The sequence below is a fragment of the Xanthomonas hortorum genome (genome assembly GCF_024339125.1).
Taxonomy (GTDB): domain Bacteria; phylum Pseudomonadota; class Gammaproteobacteria; order Xanthomonadales; family Xanthomonadaceae; genus Xanthomonas; species Xanthomonas hortorum.
In genome coordinates, this window is the sequence record NZ_CP101417.1 from 575639 (window position 1) to 590701 (window position 15063).

The 15063-nt window shown below is 62.4% G+C and carries 12 protein-coding genes and 1 pseudogene; 7 read left to right on the forward strand and 6 right to left on the reverse strand.

Features of this window, described 5'->3' with window-relative positions:
* Positions 1 to 17: 17 nt before the first annotated feature.
* The gene (locus NMB96_RS02305) at positions 18 to 998 is read right to left on the reverse strand and encodes an IS5 family transposase (RefSeq protein ID WP_255086129.1); all 981 of its coding nucleotides are present in this window, start codon (positions 996 to 998) and stop codon (positions 18 to 20) included.
* A 207-nt stretch (positions 999 to 1205) separates the two neighbouring features.
* Between NMB96_RS02305 and NMB96_RS02310 the strand changes: the two genes are divergently transcribed.
* The 4 genes from NMB96_RS02310 (at position 1206) to NMB96_RS02325 (ending at position 4059) form a co-directional block, all read left to right on the forward strand.
* Positions 1206 to 1346, forward strand: a complete 141-nt coding sequence (locus NMB96_RS02310; RefSeq protein ID WP_023905249.1) for a lasso peptide xanthomonin 1 — start codon at positions 1206 to 1208, stop codon at positions 1344 to 1346.
* Between the two features lie 48 nt (positions 1347 to 1394).
* Entirely contained in the window at positions 1395 to 1541 is a 147-nt protein-coding gene (locus tag NMB96_RS02315) for a benenodin family lasso peptide (protein ID WP_023905250.1), read from the forward strand.
* A 110-nt stretch (positions 1542 to 1651) separates the two neighbouring features.
* Entirely contained in the window at positions 1652 to 2326 is a 675-nt protein-coding gene (locus NMB96_RS02320; protein WP_255086130.1) for a lasso peptide biosynthesis B2 protein, read from the forward strand.
* Positions 2326 to 4059 carry a lasso peptide isopeptide bond-forming cyclase gene (locus NMB96_RS02325; RefSeq protein ID WP_255086131.1) on the forward strand — a complete coding sequence of 578 codons (1734 nt, stop codon included), beginning with the start codon at positions 2326 to 2328 and terminating at the stop codon, positions 4057 to 4059. The genes NMB96_RS02320 and NMB96_RS02325 overlap by 1 nt, the downstream gene beginning before the upstream one ends.
* Positions 4060 to 4131: 72 nt before the next feature.
* On the opposite strand, the gene NMB96_RS02330 is transcribed toward NMB96_RS02325, so the two are convergent.
* Both NMB96_RS02330 and NMB96_RS02335 read right to left on the reverse strand, forming a co-directional pair.
* Positions 4132 to 6213 (reverse strand): Atxe2 family lasso peptide isopeptidase, encoded by a 2082-nt coding sequence (locus NMB96_RS02330; RefSeq protein WP_225970130.1) that lies wholly within the window; start codon positions 6211 to 6213, stop codon positions 4132 to 4134.
* A 69-nt stretch (positions 6214 to 6282) separates the two neighbouring features.
* Positions 6283 to 8730, reverse strand: a complete 2448-nt coding sequence (locus NMB96_RS02335) for a TonB-dependent receptor plug domain-containing protein (protein WP_255086132.1) — start codon at positions 8728 to 8730, stop codon at positions 6283 to 6285.
* Positions 8731 to 9169: 439 nt separating this feature from the next.
* Here NMB96_RS02335 and NMB96_RS02340 point away from each other — a divergent pair, with 439 nt between their 5' ends.
* Positions 9170 to 9430 carry a helix-turn-helix domain-containing protein gene (locus NMB96_RS02340; protein ID WP_023905255.1) on the forward strand — a complete coding sequence of 87 codons (261 nt, stop codon included), beginning with the start codon at positions 9170 to 9172 and terminating at the stop codon, positions 9428 to 9430.
* Positions 9431 to 9660: 230 nt separating this feature from the next.
* The gene (locus NMB96_RS02345) at positions 9661 to 11037 is read left to right on the forward strand and encodes a Fic family protein (protein ID WP_023905256.1); all 1377 of its coding nucleotides are present in this window, start codon (positions 9661 to 9663) and stop codon (positions 11035 to 11037) included.
* A gap of 129 nt (positions 11038 to 11166) precedes the next feature.
* Here NMB96_RS02345 and NMB96_RS02350 read toward each other — a convergent pair whose 3' ends face one another.
* Positions 11167 to 12033 carry an XVIPCD domain-containing protein gene (locus NMB96_RS02350; RefSeq protein ID WP_255086134.1) on the reverse strand — a complete coding sequence of 289 codons (867 nt, stop codon included), beginning with the start codon at positions 12031 to 12033 and terminating at the stop codon, positions 11167 to 11169.
* Between the two features lie 141 nt (positions 12034 to 12174).
* Here NMB96_RS02350 and NMB96_RS02355 point away from each other — a divergent pair, with 141 nt between their 5' ends.
* The gene (locus NMB96_RS02355) at positions 12175 to 13155 is read left to right on the forward strand and encodes an IS5 family transposase (protein ID WP_183086593.1); all 981 of its coding nucleotides are present in this window, start codon (positions 12175 to 12177) and stop codon (positions 13153 to 13155) included.
* Positions 13156 to 13271: 116 nt separating this feature from the next.
* On the opposite strand, the pseudogene NMB96_RS02360 reads toward NMB96_RS02355, so the two are convergent.
* Together NMB96_RS02360 and NMB96_RS02365 are read right to left on the reverse strand one after the other, a co-directional pair.
* Positions 13272 to 14036, reverse strand: a pseudogene (locus NMB96_RS02360) (XVIPCD domain-containing protein); the annotation flags it as partial.
* 30 nt (positions 14037 to 14066) lie between these two features.
* The gene (locus NMB96_RS02365) at positions 14067 to 14885 is read right to left on the reverse strand and encodes a hypothetical protein (RefSeq protein ID WP_152025591.1); all 819 of its coding nucleotides are present in this window, start codon (positions 14883 to 14885) and stop codon (positions 14067 to 14069) included.
* Positions 14886 to 15063: the final 178 nt, after the last annotated feature.

The following is a 15063-nucleotide window of genomic DNA, read 5'->3' on the forward strand; positions in this document are numbered from 1 at the left end:
GCAGGGTGTTGCCCGGGTTACAGGCGCACGTTCCCCATCGTCGGCAGTAACTGCTTTCGCTTCATCCACAGGTTCGATAGCGCAAACAAGGTCAGCACCTGCGCGGTGTTCTTGGCCAGGCCGCGATAGCGGACCTTGGTGTAGCCGAACTGGCGCTTGATCACCCGGAATGGATGCTCCACCTTCGCGCGCACGCTGGCCTTGAAGTGTTCCCAACGTCTTTCCCGAGCACGCTCGCGTTTGTTGCCGAGGGCTTGCATCGTCGAGGGCCTGGCGGCGATGAAGAATGCAGCCTTGCAGGCCTGCAGGTCTTCGCGTTTGTCCGCACCGGTGTAGCCGCTATCGCCGAACACGCTGTCTTCTTTGCCATGCAGCAACGTGTGCATCACCGTGACATCGGCGACGTTGGCGGCTGTGCAATGGACGTGGTGCACCAACCCGGAAAATTCATCCACGCCGATGTGCGCCTTCATCCCGAAATACCACTGATTGCCCTTCTTGGTCTGATGCATCTCAGGGTCGCGCGCGTTGTCGGCATTCTTGGTCGAACTGGGCGCCGCGATCAGCGTCGCATCGACGATCGTGCCCGACCGCAGGCTCTGGCCCTTGCGCGCCAGATGCGCGTTGACCGCTTCCAGCATCCGCGCGGCAAGGCCATGGGTCTCCAGCAGGCGCCGAAAGTTGAGAATCGTGGTCTCGTCCGGAACGTTGTCCAAGCCACCGAGCTGGGCAAACCGCCGCAAGGTCGGGATCTCGTGCAGTGCTTCTTCCATCGCCGGATCGCTCAGCGCATACCACTGCTGCAGCAGATGAATCCGCAACATCGTCGCCAGTGCGTACGGCTGCCGACCTGGCCGGCCCGATACCGGATAGTGCGGCGCGATCAGACCGAGCAGTTGCTGCCACGGAACCACCTGCTCCATCTCGGCCAGAAAGATCTCGCGCCGGGTCTGCTTGCGCTTGCCCAGGCCCTCAGCGTCACCGAACGTCAGTTGCATGGATCACTCCTCAACATCAGGCGGGTAGTGTCGCGTATCTGTGGTGCGTTGTTCAGAGGTTCCCTAGAAAAGTGCCGTCATTCCGGGCATCGATCACAGACCGGATTTAATTACCGGCGTGCAACGCAGTAATCATTTGAAAATCAGATTCCTCGCTTCTTACCTTGTGCATGTCATGGAGCCCCATGACATAACTAGGAGACAGCGATGAACAGCAACGACACCACCCACAGCGATGCATCCAGCGAGATCACGGTGCTTGGCGTTGCCAGCACCGACACCAAAGGCGGCCCGCTCGCTGGCGAAGAGATCGGCGGCTTCAATGTGCCCGGCATTTCCGAAGAGTGAACCCGAGGCGTGCCTATGCGCACGCCTCTCCCACCAGGAGTAGAGACCATGGATACCAGCAACAACGACGCTCGCGCCACGGCGTTGGATCAGGATCTCATCGTACTCGGGGTCGCAAGCCTGGACACACAGGGCGGGCCATTGGCAGGCGAAGAAATGGGTGGCATCACCACCCTGGGCATCAGCCAGGACTAGGCACTGCCAACGCGCGGCAGGCGCCACTCGGCTGCAGATGCCGATAGGCAACTTCACAGGCCACGGGGCGCACTCGAACGGTGCGCCCCTTCTCTCTCCAGGACAATGCCATGCACCGCTACACATTGCGCGACGACCTATCGTTCTGCCGCATTGGCGAGCGCCTGGTGTTCCTGGATGTCGGCAACGACCGCTACTTCCGTCTGCCCAGTGCACAAGAACACTCCCTGCTCGCCTACCTGGCGCAAGAGCCGGTATCGGAGCCGGAGATCGACGGCCTTGTCGAACGGGGGCTGCTTGTGGAAGGGTCGCAAGCGGCTGCCGGCCCGCAGCCTTCCGTCATGCCTGTTGCGCGTAGCGCGATGGAGACGCCCATACCAGCGCGACGACCACAGCTGTTTGAACTGTTTGAAGTGCTGGCGCTCGTGCTGTCCACGCGGCTGGCGTTGAAGCGCACTCCGCTCAGTAAGATACTCGGCAGCCTCTCCGCTGGAGCACAGCGCCGGGGACTGCAACAACGCTCGGTCGCCCGGCTCGAGCAACGGCTCATCGATGCGGCATCGGTCTTCAGGCACGCACGCGTGTGGGTGCCGGTCGAGATGCGCTGCCTGCTCGATTCGGTCGCGTTGGCCAGATTCCTGCATAGGCGCCAGCTCGATGCCCGGATTGTCTTCGGCGTCGCGCTCGATCCGTTTTCGGCGCATTGCTGGGTACAGGCGGGCGATCTGGTCTTGAACGACACGGTTGGAAACGTCCACGCGCATACGCCCATCCGGGTGGTGTGATGTACCGCTACATCGCCTTGCTCAATCATCCGCAGACGCACCGCGATGGCAACCGCGTCGCTGTCGATGAGGCGCTGCGACAGATCGGGTTACTTCCACGGCTACGCGCTGAATGCATCGATCTGTATGCATCAGACGACACGCCTGTACTCGACGTGCCCGGTGGCAGCGCACTGATCGGCCATGTCTTTTCGCGGCGCGACAACACCCCAGTGGTGGACGGCGCATCGCTGCAGGCGTTGTCGGCAGCACGGCGGACGCGGCACCTGATCGATACGCATTGGGGCGAGTACCTGCTGTTGCATGCACCGCACGAGGATCCGAGCGCCATCACCGTCATGCGCGAGCCTTCCGGCGGCGTGGCATGCGTCTACGCGCTACAGCATGGCTTCATTACCTCAGACATCTCGATCGCCACGCGTGCGGGTATGTACACGCGTGAGATCGATTGGGACGCCATCGCCCATCATCTGCACTATCCGCACCTCAAGACCAAGCGCACCGGGCTTGCCGGCGTGCGCGAATTGCTGCCGGGCAGCCAGCTGTGTCTCCAGCCCAACCGCAGCAGTGTCGAACAGATCTGGAACCCCTGGGATTTCGTCGCAGCACCGCAGCGCCGGCACGACCCGTTCGCCGCACAGGCGCAGGTACGTCAGGCGGTGGCCTCCAGCATCATGTGTTGGGCGCAGACCGATGCGTCTGTGCTGCTGGAACTCTCTGGCGGTCTGGACTCGTCCATCCTCGCCGCGTGTCTGAAAGACACCACAGCGCGCGTGGCATGTTGCAACCTGGTTACGCCGGTGCCTGGCGCCGACGAGCGCCACTATGCCCGGCAGATGAGTGACTTGTTGGGCACCGAGCTGATCGTGCGGACACTCGGATTCGACGCTGCGCCGGTCGATTTCGCACCGCCGGCACATGCGGTCGCGCCCAGCACCTGGTTTCTGCAGCATGCCTCCAATGCGCTGAAAGAGGCGATCAGCAGGCAGCTGACCATTACCAGTTTCTTTTCCGGCGGCGGTGGCGACACCGTGTTCTGCAACACCAGAACCGCCGCGCCCGCCGCAGATGCCTTCCGCGCAGGCGGCCTGCGCGCCGGCTTCAGCGCAATCCACGATCTCGCCGAGCTGCATCAATGCACGCTCTGGAAAGCAGGCAGGTTGACGATGAAGAAACTCCTCGCCAAGGCCGGCCCGCCGCGCAAGCCGGAGCGATCGTTTCTGCCAAGCACGCAGGCTGAGGTTCGGTTGCAATCGCATCCCTGGTTCGATGCCCCGCCCGGCAGCCTGCCCGGCGACCGCGAACGCATCTTCGATCTGGCCGGCACCCAGGTGTTCCGCGATGGACTGGCGCGCAGCGCGTCATGGCATCTGCGCATGCCGTTGCTGTCGCAACCGGTGGTGGAAGCCTGCCTGAACGTGCCGAGCTGGATGTGGATCGACGGCGGCCGCAATCGCGCGGTGGCGCGCGATGCGTTTGCCGAGGTGCTGCCTGCACAGATCCTGCACCGCCGCAGCAAAGGCACCTTCATGAACTATTCCGGCGCGGTCTATCGTCAGGGCAGGCAGCAGATCCGCGATTATCTGCTGCATGGTCGACTCGAAAGCCAGGGGTTGCTGGATGCCGATGCCCTGCGCCACCATTTCGACCACACGCTGGCCGACGGCGACCACAGCGTCATGCGCATCTTCGACCTGTGTGCGGTCGAGAACTGGGTCCGTCATCAAGGCTGATGTTGCCTGCGCTGCCTGGAAGCCTGCCATGTGCGTGGCAACGTGTGCCACGCGCAAACGGCATCACGCACGCTAATCGCCACGCGCCGGCAGTGCCGCCTTGATTGCACGCCAGCGCGCGTACTGCGCGGCCTTTTCCGGCGCAGCGTCCTGGTAGTCCTGCAGCCAGAAGCGGAACCAATCGACATTGCGCGCATACACCGCCAACTTGTGCTGCGGCTGAAACTTCTGGTGCGGCTCGTTCGGAAACACATACAGCTCGGCACGTTGCGCACGCAGCAGCGGAATAACGTAATCCAGTGCATACAGATACTCCTGCTCGGAATGCTGAAACAGGATGGGCGCGCGGATCCTGTCAAACTTGAACGCCGGCGACAACGCCTTCCAACGCTCAGGCGTCTGCTCCGGTGCGCCCAGGCCCCACATCTGGCGCAAGCCCTTAAGGAAGGGCTCACCCTTCATGCTGCCGAACAGGTAGTACGTCGGCGACACCACCGGGTTGGCGACCGAGGCGGCGGCCAGCAAGTTCGACTCGGTGGCCGTCCACAGGGTCACCGCACCGCCGAAGCTAAGCCCGCCCATGCCCACGCGCGTAGAATCGATGCCGGCCTGCGCTGACAACAACGCCACCGCACTTTCCACTGCCGCCAGCCCCTCGCCGTGCCGTTCCAGCGCATCCATGGTGTAGCCGGGCAACTGGTTGATGCACAACGCCGAAATCCCCACCTGCGCCAACGCGGCCAGCGGCCACTCGTCGCCCACGCCACCGCGCACGAAGCCCGGGCAGCTGTAGTAGGTGACGAACAACGGCAGCTTGCCCGCGCCATCACCGCGTGCCGCAAAGAACTGACCGCTGTACTGACGTCCACGCGCATCGCGCCACTGCAACAGCCGTGCGGGCGTCGCACGCGCCATGTCCGCCGCAAGCTCCGCGTTGGGATCGAACAGCACCTGCCGCGCGCCATCTTCGAGCGCGATACGTTCCAGACGCGGCGGGCGATCGGCCTCGGCTGTCACGCACACCAGCGCAGCGGCCGACGCACCGCAGTGTGTGGAGGAATCGCGTCCGCCATTGATCAAACCCCGCCCCTGCACCACCGCATGCACCTGCCCGGTGGCCGGATTCCAGCGCTGGATGGATTGCGCCAGGCCCAGCGCAGGATCGGTGATGGTGAACAGCACCTCCGCGCTGCCCGGCCGCCACTGCACTGCGGTGATCGCCTTGCCCACGCAGGCCGCCGCCGTGCAGCGTAGCGCCTTGCGTGTACGTGGGCCGGGCAACACCGACAGCGCCACCTGCGGCCGGTATAGCTGGCCGTTGCCATCACCCACACGCGACAGCACCGCCACCGCGTCGCCCTGCGGCGCACGCACGGATTGCCACGCATCACCGTCGATACCGCGCAGCGCACTGACGGGCGGTTCCTCCGCGGGCACCTGCGCAGCGGCGAGTGGCCGTGTGCTTGCCGTCGCCAGGTCCATCGCCACCCAGTGCTCCGGCACATCCGCCGACAACCCGGCGCGATCGAACCACACACCAGCAAAGCGCTGCGTGGCCAGCCGCCCTTCTACATTGCCCGAGCGGAACAGGCCCTGCCCGAGCGGCACCGTGTCATCGATCCGGATGCCCTGCGCATACTCGTCCTGCTCGGCCGCCAGAACCTGCGCGCGCGTGGCACCGACGCGGTAACACAGTACCCGCCCCTCCGCGTCCAACGCGAAGTCGCGCACGTCCGCCGCATCGCGCGTCACCACGTACGCGCCGGAGCCATCCGCCGCTGCGCGCCACACCGCAATCACGCCATCGAGCAACGCGCGGTAGTACAGCCAGCGGCCATCCGGCGACCACACCACCTTCGCAGGCAACGCGCCACCGGCCGAATCGCGCAGCGGCACACCGCCATCGGCCACACGTCTGGGCGCAGCATCCTGCAGGCCTTGCACATACCAGATGCTGTCGTAGGTATTGCGCTGCACCGATGCCTGCTCGGTACGAAAGGCCACGCTGCGGCCATCCGGCGACAGCGTGGGGCTGGCGATATCCACCATCTCCAGCAGTCGCTGCGGCGACACCGTTTGCGCGTGGCCCACGCACACACCTGCCGCCATCAGCACGCCTGCAAGCAGCAGGCGCCATAGCTTGTGATTGGTCACGCACGCACTCCTCTCAGCAACGCTCAAAAACGGTCGGCTGCACATCGGCTGCAGCAGGCAGCCGACGCATCACCAGTGCTTGGACACCGACACGCTCACGAAGCGACCAATCGCCGAATAGTTGGTGGAGTCGTACGCCGCCACGTACAGCGGCGAGGTCACCCGGTACAACGGCGGATCGCGATCGAAGGCGTTGTCCACCGACACGCCAAACTCCAGCCCGGCCCACGCATCGCGGCGGGCGCCGGTGGCGTAGCGCAACGCCATATCGACCGTGGTGAACGATGCCGATTCCACCCCATCGGCGCGGTTACGCACACCGCCGCGGTAGTTGCCGAACAGCGAGGCGGTGAGCCCGCCCTGTTTCCACACCGCGCCCACGCGGCTGCTCAGCGTGGGCGGGTTGAACAGCGTGCCGGCCAGATCGAACGCCGGTTGCGTGGGCAACGTCTGCTGCGTGCTGTCCAGCCAACTCGCCGAGCCGCGCAAGGTCAGCGTGCCACGCGCCAACGCCACCTGGTAGCTGCCGCTCAGGTCCACACCCTCGATGTCCTGCTGCGCCACGTTGGCGTACTGCGTGTAGATGATCGCCGCCACCCGGCTCGGGTCGTAGGCGACGCCGGCAAAGTTGGAGAACCGGCTGGCCAGCGCGATCACATCGGCCTGCGCCTGCGGCGTCGGCGAGCGGTCCACGAACGGCGCGTAGATCGGATTGCGCAAGGCCTGGCTGGCATTGGTGATCGGCTGCAGCACGCGGTTGCTGTAGTCCACCCCGAACCAGGTCAGCTCCGCCTCTAGGCCATCCAGTGCCTCGGGGTGCCAGGCCAGCGAGACCGAGCGGGTGATGGCGCGCTCCGGCTGCAGATCCTGGTTGCCGCCATCGGCCACCAGCACCGTGGTCCCGGCGGGAAAGCCCACCCCGCCGAAGGCGCCCGGCTGAAACAACCACGCCTCCTGCGCGTAGTTGCGCTCGAACAGCGTCGGCGCCTTGAACGACTTGCCCCACGACGCCTTCAAGGTCACATCGCTGCCAGGCCCGTACAGCACGCCGAACTTGGGCGTGGTCACTCCGCCGAAGCTGCTGTAGTCCTCCCCGCGCACCGCCGCCGTCAGCGTCAGTCGCTGCACACCGGGCACGCCTTGCGCCGGGCCCACCACTGGCAGATTCACCTCCGCATAGGCAAAGCGCGCGCTTTCGCTGCCATCGATCGTCTCCACGCCACTGACGTGGTTGACGTTGCGGAACGTGTTGCTGCGATACCCCACCCCGGCCGCCAGCCGCGCATCGCCTGCCGGCAGCGCGAACAGCGGCCCTTCGGCTCCCAGCTCGTAGCTGCGGCTGTCGTTGCAGTAGCACAGGTCGGTCACGCTCACCGCACCGCTGGCCAGCGCCGTTTCTTGGCGGTATTGATCGTGCTTGCTGTTGCCGTCGGTGGCGCCCAGCGTCAGCGTCCAGTCGCGGGGCAACCACACCACCAGGCTGGGCGAGAGCAGCAGGCTGGTGGTGGTCGGCGTGACCAGGCTGTTGCGGCCACTGACCGCGTAGAAATGCAGCTGGTCGCGTTCGCTGCGTAACGCGTCCAGCCGTAGCTCCGCGTTGTCGCCCAGCGCCTGGTACGCGCTGAGCAGGCCGCTGCGCAGATCGCTGCCGGGATACAACGTGGACGGGTCGGTGAGTTGCGCGGTGTAACTGCGCTGGCGGCTGTAGATCGGGTCTGCCGAGACGTCCTGATACGTGGCGATCAACCCGCCACTGCGCCAGGTGGTGCCGGCAGTGACGCTGTATTGCCGAGTGGTGAGCCCGCCTTGCGTGGCCCGCCCGAAGCGCGTGCCCACGCTCACCCCATCGTAGTCGCGCTTGAGGATCACATTGCCAACGCCACCTACCGCGTCCGACCCATAGATCGCCGACGCACCATCGGCCACGATCTCCAGCCGCTCCACCGCCTCCACCGGGATCGCACTGATGTCCACCGCCTGGGTGAACCCGCCATAGGCCAGCCGGCGCCCGTTGAGCAGCGTGAGCGTGGCATCGGCGCCCAGGCCACGCAGGTTCAGGCTCGCGCCACCGGTCATGTTCTGGTTCGCGTTGCCGGCTCCGGCCAGGTTGCCGCTCAGCACGCCCGGGTTCTGCCCACCGGAGAAGTTCTGCGGCACGCTGCGGATCACCTCGCCCAGATCGCCGAAGTCTTCTTCGCGGATGCGCGCCGCACTGATTGCGATCACCGGCGACGGCACCGCACCGCCCTTGATGCGTGTGCCAGTGACTTCGATGGTCTCCAACTCGGTTGCGGATGCTGGCGTCGGTGGAATCGCCGCAGGCGCCGGTTCGGGAGAGGTGGCAGCCGCCGGGTCGCTGGTGCTTGCCGACGCGGGCGCCGGAATGCCGGCCGCAGCTGCCTGATCTGTTGCCGCTGCCTGCGGTGCCGCGGCCTGTGCCGTCGCCGCACCTGCCGCCCCGCTGCTCACAGCGAACAGGGCGATAGAAATGGCGTCGCGTAACGTGCGTGTCTTCATGGAGCGTCCTTTGGCTTGCCTGGGTTGGCCCCGCCGACAGCGCACTCGGGTCGGCCCCGGAGCGCGCAGCCAGCTGAGCAAGATCGGTCCTGCACCTGACTGCCGAAACAAAGCACCGCTGCGACAGCGGGCCATGATCAGTATTGCTAACTGTTTGCCATACGATCAATCATCGCGCACGCAAAGCGCCTCGGTGCCCACCCGGGCCCGACACGCCATCACTGCGCAAGTTGTTGCACTTCCCCCACTGCCTACAGTGGTCCCGACGCTCAACTCATCGTTGGCGTCGCCACCGCAGGCACTGCCACAGCTACGTTTAACGTAGCCATCAAACCAAGACTACGTTTACCGTAGTATCGAAGTCAAGCCCGCTTTCGGAAGCTTCCGTGCATCGAAGTCCGGGACGCGCACACCCTTGGTTGAGAAACGACAGCTCCCCGTGTACAGCCGCCGGCTACGCGAGGCGCGCCAGGTCTACGGCCTGTCGCAGCGCAACCTGGGCATCAAGGCCGGCCTGGACGACTTTGTCGCCAGCACCCGCGTCAACCGCTACGAAACCGGCGTCCACCAGCCCGACCTGCAAACCATCCAGCGGCTGGCAAACGCCCTCGACGTGCCGGTGGCCTACTTCTATGCCGAAGAAGACGATCTGGCGCAGATGATTCTGGAGTACCAGCGGCGGGGCAAACCCGTACCCTGAGACGTGTGGATGAGCGGCCAGAAGATGGCAGCGGATGTGCCGGGCGCGGGATCTCTGGCAGATGCACGCCACGACGCTCTTCAATGGCGCGATGGCAGGCGGTCTCACACACGGAATCGCGCCATTTGAGGCCAGAATCACGCCAAATAACCCGGAATCGCGCCACAAATTGGCGTATCGCGCCAGAATGCGCTTAAATCGCGCCACTAAATGGCTGCTACGGAAGAACAATGGCCCGCCAGCCTTCCACCGACCCAACCGCCTTGCTCGATGCCATCGCTGCCGAGTCCGGCGGCGTGGGCATCGAAGCGCTGCAGGCGGTGTTCCCACAAGTGGCGCGCCGCACTTTACAGCGCCAGATAGCCGACCTTGCGAACCAGGGCCGCCTGATAGTCGAAGGGAACGCGCGCGCGCGAAAGTACCGAACCATCGCCCAACGTGGGCTGGAGCAATTGCCAACAGCACAAGCCGATACCGAGATTGCAATTACCGCGGAGGCCGCGCAGGTTCGCAATCTCATCCGACGCGCTTTGCCCCGTCGAACACCGGTCGGCTACCAGCGACAATTTCTCGAAAATTATCAACCCAATCAAACTGCCTATCTCTCTTCCTCGCTGCGTGCGCACCTGCACCAGCTCGGCCGCTCACCTGTGGAAGGCCGGCCTGCCGGCACATATGCGCGGCAAGTGCTAGACCGGCTGCTGATCGATCTCTCGTGGGCATCGAGCCGCTTGGAAGGCAATACCTATAGTCGCCTTGATACCCAGAATCTGATCCAGTTCGGATTGGCCGCGGCGGGCAAGGATCACCTGGAAGCGCAGATGATCCTCAACCATAAGGCTGCCATCGAGATGCTGGTGGAGCAGGCGCAGGAGATCGGCTTCAACCGTTACACGCTACAGAACCTGCATGCACTTTTATCGGACAACCTGTTGCCGGATCCTGACGCCGGCGGACGCCTGCGGAAAAACGAAGTGGCCATTTCCGGATCGGTCTATCTTCCACTTGCAATTCCTCAGCTGATCTCCGAGCACTTCGACACGTTACTCGCCAAAGCGACTGCAATCGTCGACCCTTTTGAGCAGGCGTTCTTTGCCATGGTGCAACTGCCTTATCTGCAGCCATTCGATGACGTCAACAAGCGCACCTCACGTCTGGCTGCAAACATTCCACTCGTTCGACAGAATCTGGCACCACTGTCATTCGTCGATGTACCCGAGGAGCTTTATGTGGAAGGAACGCTTGGCATCTACGAGCTCAATCGCATCGACCTGTTGCGCGATGTCTTTGCATGGGCATACGAACGCTCGTGCCAGCGTTACACCATCGTGCGCGAGTCACTGCCCGCGCCGGAACCGCTACGGCTGAAGCATCGCGAGTTACTACGTGTACTCGTAGCAGAGATCATCCAGACCGGCATCCGGCGCAACGACCTCGCCGGCATCCAACATCGGATTGCGGCTCTGACCGATCCGCAAGAGTTTGCAGACGTGTTAGCACTGACTGTAAACGAGTTGAACCAACTACACGAAGGCAACATCGCCCGCTATCGAATCAAGCCGTCACAGTTCCATGCCTGGCTGGCGTTGCAGCCGTTGGCGAAGTAGAAGCCCTCGCCTGCCGTGATGCATCGCTTGGCGAGCCCATCGCCACAGCCAATGGCGATGGGGTGTCAGCAGGCTCTAAACCTTTCCGGTCTCCAGACGTTCCAGTGACGTAGAAAGAATGCAGCGCTCTCACACCATCCGAGGCGGTGGAGTGATCGACTGGTCGCGTTGCTGCTCTTGTTGCTGGGATTGTTGCTGCCGCTGCGTCTCACCTAAAGACTGCAACTGCGCCAGAGACTGTTCAACCGGCTGTGCGATAGCGTCATTCGTCTTCATGTACGCCATCTTGTGTGCGGGATCGTTCAACGCCCCTTCGACTACAAAGACTTTCTCGCCTTGCCGGATAGATTTTGTTTCCTCACTCAACATAATGTGATCGATCCGCGACAATCCGTTCTCTTTTGCAAGATAGGCAGAACTGGCAGCCAGTCGGGCGCTATTGTCGTCATAGCCTCGACCCAAATCTTGTTCCAAACGGCGCACTGCGTCCTCCGCCTGGCGGTGAAGGGGGTCTTGTGATGGACCAAGTGAGCCATGGGTCGGCACTGCAGGCTGCGCCTCATGCCGCTCAGGTTGGACCGCCTCGCCTCGTACACGCAACGGGACTGCGCGCGGATCAACATGGAGAAGGCGTTCATGTGAGCCATCCGAGTTTGTACGATTGATATCGGTCGTTCCGTCCTGGTGCCGCTCACGGCTCAGACTTGCCCGCGATGCGTCAGACCACACACCACCAACAACCGCGTGGCCCTGACCATCACGATTCCACACGACAACATCTTTGCCGGAAGCGTAAAGACCTGCGGTAGGTCCACTCTTTCCCTCGGCTTGCGGGCGTCCCCAGGCATGATTTGCTCCTTGATCCACTGATTGAATAAAGGCTGGGGCTTCGGCGTTCTGGAGGAACAACGTTTTAACCACACCGTAGTGATGAGATACATCAGCAGCACCGCGGCCGTTGTGTGCATCAGTTGGATTGATGAGCGGATCGGCCACCACGCTTCCGTACGCGTTAGAGAGTGGGCTTGCCTGGTTTGCCCCACGCAATGCATTGAAGACTGCGGTGCCTTTAAGGGAACCTCTGAACAACGCACCACAGATACGCGACACTACCCGCCTCATGTTGAGGAGTGATCCATGCAACTGACGTTCGGTGACGCTGAGGGCCTGGGCAAGCGCAAGCAGACCCGGCGCGAGATCTTTCTGGCCGAGATGGAGCAGGTGGTTCCGTGGCAGCAACTGCTCGGTCTGATCGCGCCGCACTATCCGGTATCGGGCCGGCCAGGTCGGCAGCCGTACGCACTGGCGACGATGTTGCGGATTCATCTGCTGCAGCAGTGGTATGCGCTGAGCGATCCGGCGATGGAAGAAGCACTGCACGAGATCCCGACCTTGCGGCGGTTTGCCCAGCTCGGTGGCTTGGACAACGTTCCGGACGAGACCACGATTCTCAACTTTCGGCGCCTGCTGGAGACCCATGGCCTTGCCGCGCGGATGCTGGAAGCGGTCAACGCGCATCTGGCGCGCAAGGGCCAGAGCCTGCGGTCGGGCACGATCGTCGATGCGACGCTGATCGCGGCGCCCAGTTCGACCAAGAATGCCGACAACGCGCGCGACCCTGAGATGCATCAGACCAAGAAGGGCAATCAGTGGTATTTCGGGATGAAGGCGCACATCGGCGTGGATGAATTTTCCGGGTTGGTGCACCACGTCCATTGCACAGCCGCCAACGTCGCCGATGTCACGGTGATGCACACGTTGCTGCATGGCAAAGAAGACAGCGTGTTCGGCGATAGCGGCTACACCGGTGCGGACAAACGCGAAGAACTGCAGGCCTGCAAGGCTGCATTCTTCATCGCCGCCAGGCCCTCGACGATGCAAGCCCTCGGCAACAAACGCGAGCGTGCTCGGGAAAGACGTTGGGAACACTTCAAGGCCAGCGTGCGCGCGAAGGTGGAGCATCCATTCCGGGTGATCAAGCGCCAGTTCGGCTACACCAAGGTCCGCTATCGCGGCCTGGCCAAGAACACCGCGCAGGTGCTGACCTTGTTTGCGCTATCGAACCTGTGGATGAAGCGAAAGCAGTTACTGCCGACGATGGGGAACGTGCGCCTGTAACCCGGGCAACACCCTGCAAACGCGCCGGAAACGGCAAAAAAATCGAGGATCTGAGCGCCGTCAGCCTGGTCGATGTGGTTAGGCTCATCCTCCGATGCCGTTGATCAGACCATCCTAAGCGCATGCTCTACACCACTTTCGATGTAGTCTGCTTGCTCGTGACCCTTGACTATCTTGTTGGGAAGCATGCCATCGATTCGCGTCTTTACATCGTCGACACTCTGCAACGTTCCGTCATTGATACTCTGCAGTACGCCAGGATAGCGGCCGCGCCCAGCCTGATTTTCAAGCTTCATGATCATCGTTGCCAATTTTGCTTGATCATTCAAACTTGACTCTGCATACAGATCGGTCTGACGTAACTGCTGTACTGCGCTGCCCAGATCTTTTGCTCCATCGCCCGGTCGCATCAATCGCTCGACCTGTGTGCGGTCATGCTCATGTACAAATGCGACTCCCTCGTCAGAGGCGAGGAAGCGATCAATGTTTGATTTAACCGTTCCATCAAGAGCCCTTCCATTCTCCGCCTTGATGGCATGGCCATCCCGCTGCAGGTCATGGATGGTTTGCGTGCGCTGCTGCTCCGAAAGAGCAACAGCCGGTGTCTGCTGCCTGGCCCACCCTTGATAGGCATCAACCAGACCAGTGGCGACATCTGGATGTTGCCCGAGATCGGTTTGCAGCGTCCCGATTGAAAACCCGCTATTTCCGATGGGTTTCATCACGCCGTCATTGATGGAGCCCGCAAATGAAAGCCTGTAGGCAACGTTCTTGCCTGCCATGCTTCCCTCAGAAGCAACGCCGATCGCAAAATAAGCAAGCGTTTTGAGTTCGTTGTCACTCAGCTGCGGTGGCGCTGGTTGTCCTGTTTCGTGTGGCATGTCCTTCTCCTTGGCTAACGAATCAATCAATTAACGGCTGCAAAGCGCTATGTTCGTGCGTGCAGCGTGGATGACGGCCAAGTAGTCGTCAACGACCGCTGGCGCCATCCCATCGGAAATCTGGTCATCCGTGCGGGCAGTATCTTGCTTATATTTGGATAGAACCGACAGGCACTCCGACTTATCTTTCAACTTGTAGAGCGTTAGCGCGTAATCGTTTCGTAGTGCGCCCTCTTCGGCCAGGCCCATCGTCGTCACACAATTTTGGTAAATAGGCGCAAGCGCAGCCTTGGCCTCAGCGTATTTCTTCTGATCATAGAGAGGCTTGAAGTCATGACGCGCCTTCTCGATTGCATCCGCGGCACAGCTTGAAGACACGCGCTTGTAGCTTCCCTCGAAGCTGCCATTACTTCCGCAATAGACCTGACACTGTGCTTTGGTCGAGGTATTGACGGCCACGCCACCCGGCTCCGCCTTCAGCACAAGTGAGCATTGGCTTGGCGTCGCACCTTCGTAAACGACTCCACTGCCACTTTCATCCAACTGGCCAGAAAGCGTACACCCGCTATCGACATTCTCTGTGTCCAATGAAAACGTCGGAAATCCTTGGGATTTTGGTGCCTCAATGACCAGACGTCCCCAACCACCCTCGGTGACATAGGTTCCGATCCCAACCTGGGACGATTGCGGCGCGGCGACATCAGAACTTGGCGTTGGAGTAGGGGCTGCAGCAGTGGCCTCCGCTTGTTGGCTATCAGCTTCCGGCTGTGTTCTACCGCACCCAGGCAACAGAAGAACTCCTGCAAAAATTAGTGCCCAACACCTATTTCCAATACGCTTCATCGCCATGCACCCTCAACGTGTCCAGGCTGGACAAGTTACACCACCCGGCTGATCCGGTCCTGTTCCGGCCAGCACAGCGACCTCGGATTGCTGCGCTTTCCAGACCGATCTACGAAGACGATGGGGGTGACAAGCTCGCTTGGGCGGAGGTGCCCTCGCGCCCTCTGGCTGGACCAGCCCAAGC

What these genes read in the sequence shown, in the direction of transcription:
- NMB96_RS02315 (WP_023905250.1), top strand. Translation starts at nt 1,395, where the DNA reads ATGGATACCAGCAACAACGACGCTCGCGCCACGGCGTTGGATCAGGAT.
- NMB96_RS02310 (WP_023905249.1), top strand. Translation starts at nt 1,206, where the DNA reads ATGAACAGCAACGACACCACCCACAGCGATGCATCCAGCGAGATCACG.
- NMB96_RS02365 (WP_152025591.1), bottom strand. Translation starts at nt 14,885, where the DNA reads ATGGCGATGAAGCGTATTGGAAATAGGTGTTGGGCACTAATTTTTGCA.
- NMB96_RS02345 (WP_023905256.1), top strand. Translation starts at nt 9,661, where the DNA reads ATGGCCCGCCAGCCTTCCACCGACCCAACCGCCTTGCTCGATGCCATC.
- NMB96_RS02335 (WP_255086132.1), bottom strand. Translation starts at nt 8,730, where the DNA reads ATGAAGACACGCACGTTACGCGACGCCATTTCTATCGCCCTGTTCGCT.
- NMB96_RS02320 (WP_255086130.1), top strand. Translation starts at nt 1,652, where the DNA reads ATGCACCGCTACACATTGCGCGACGACCTATCGTTCTGCCGCATTGGC.
- NMB96_RS02325 (WP_255086131.1), top strand. Translation starts at nt 2,326, where the DNA reads ATGTACCGCTACATCGCCTTGCTCAATCATCCGCAGACGCACCGCGAT.
- NMB96_RS02355 (WP_183086593.1), top strand. Translation starts at nt 12,175, where the DNA reads ATGCAACTGACGTTCGGTGACGCTGAGGGCCTGGGCAAGCGCAAGCAG.
- NMB96_RS02305 (WP_255086129.1), bottom strand. Translation starts at nt 998, where the DNA reads ATGCAACTGACGTTCGGTGACGCTGAGGGCCTGGGCAAGCGCAAGCAG.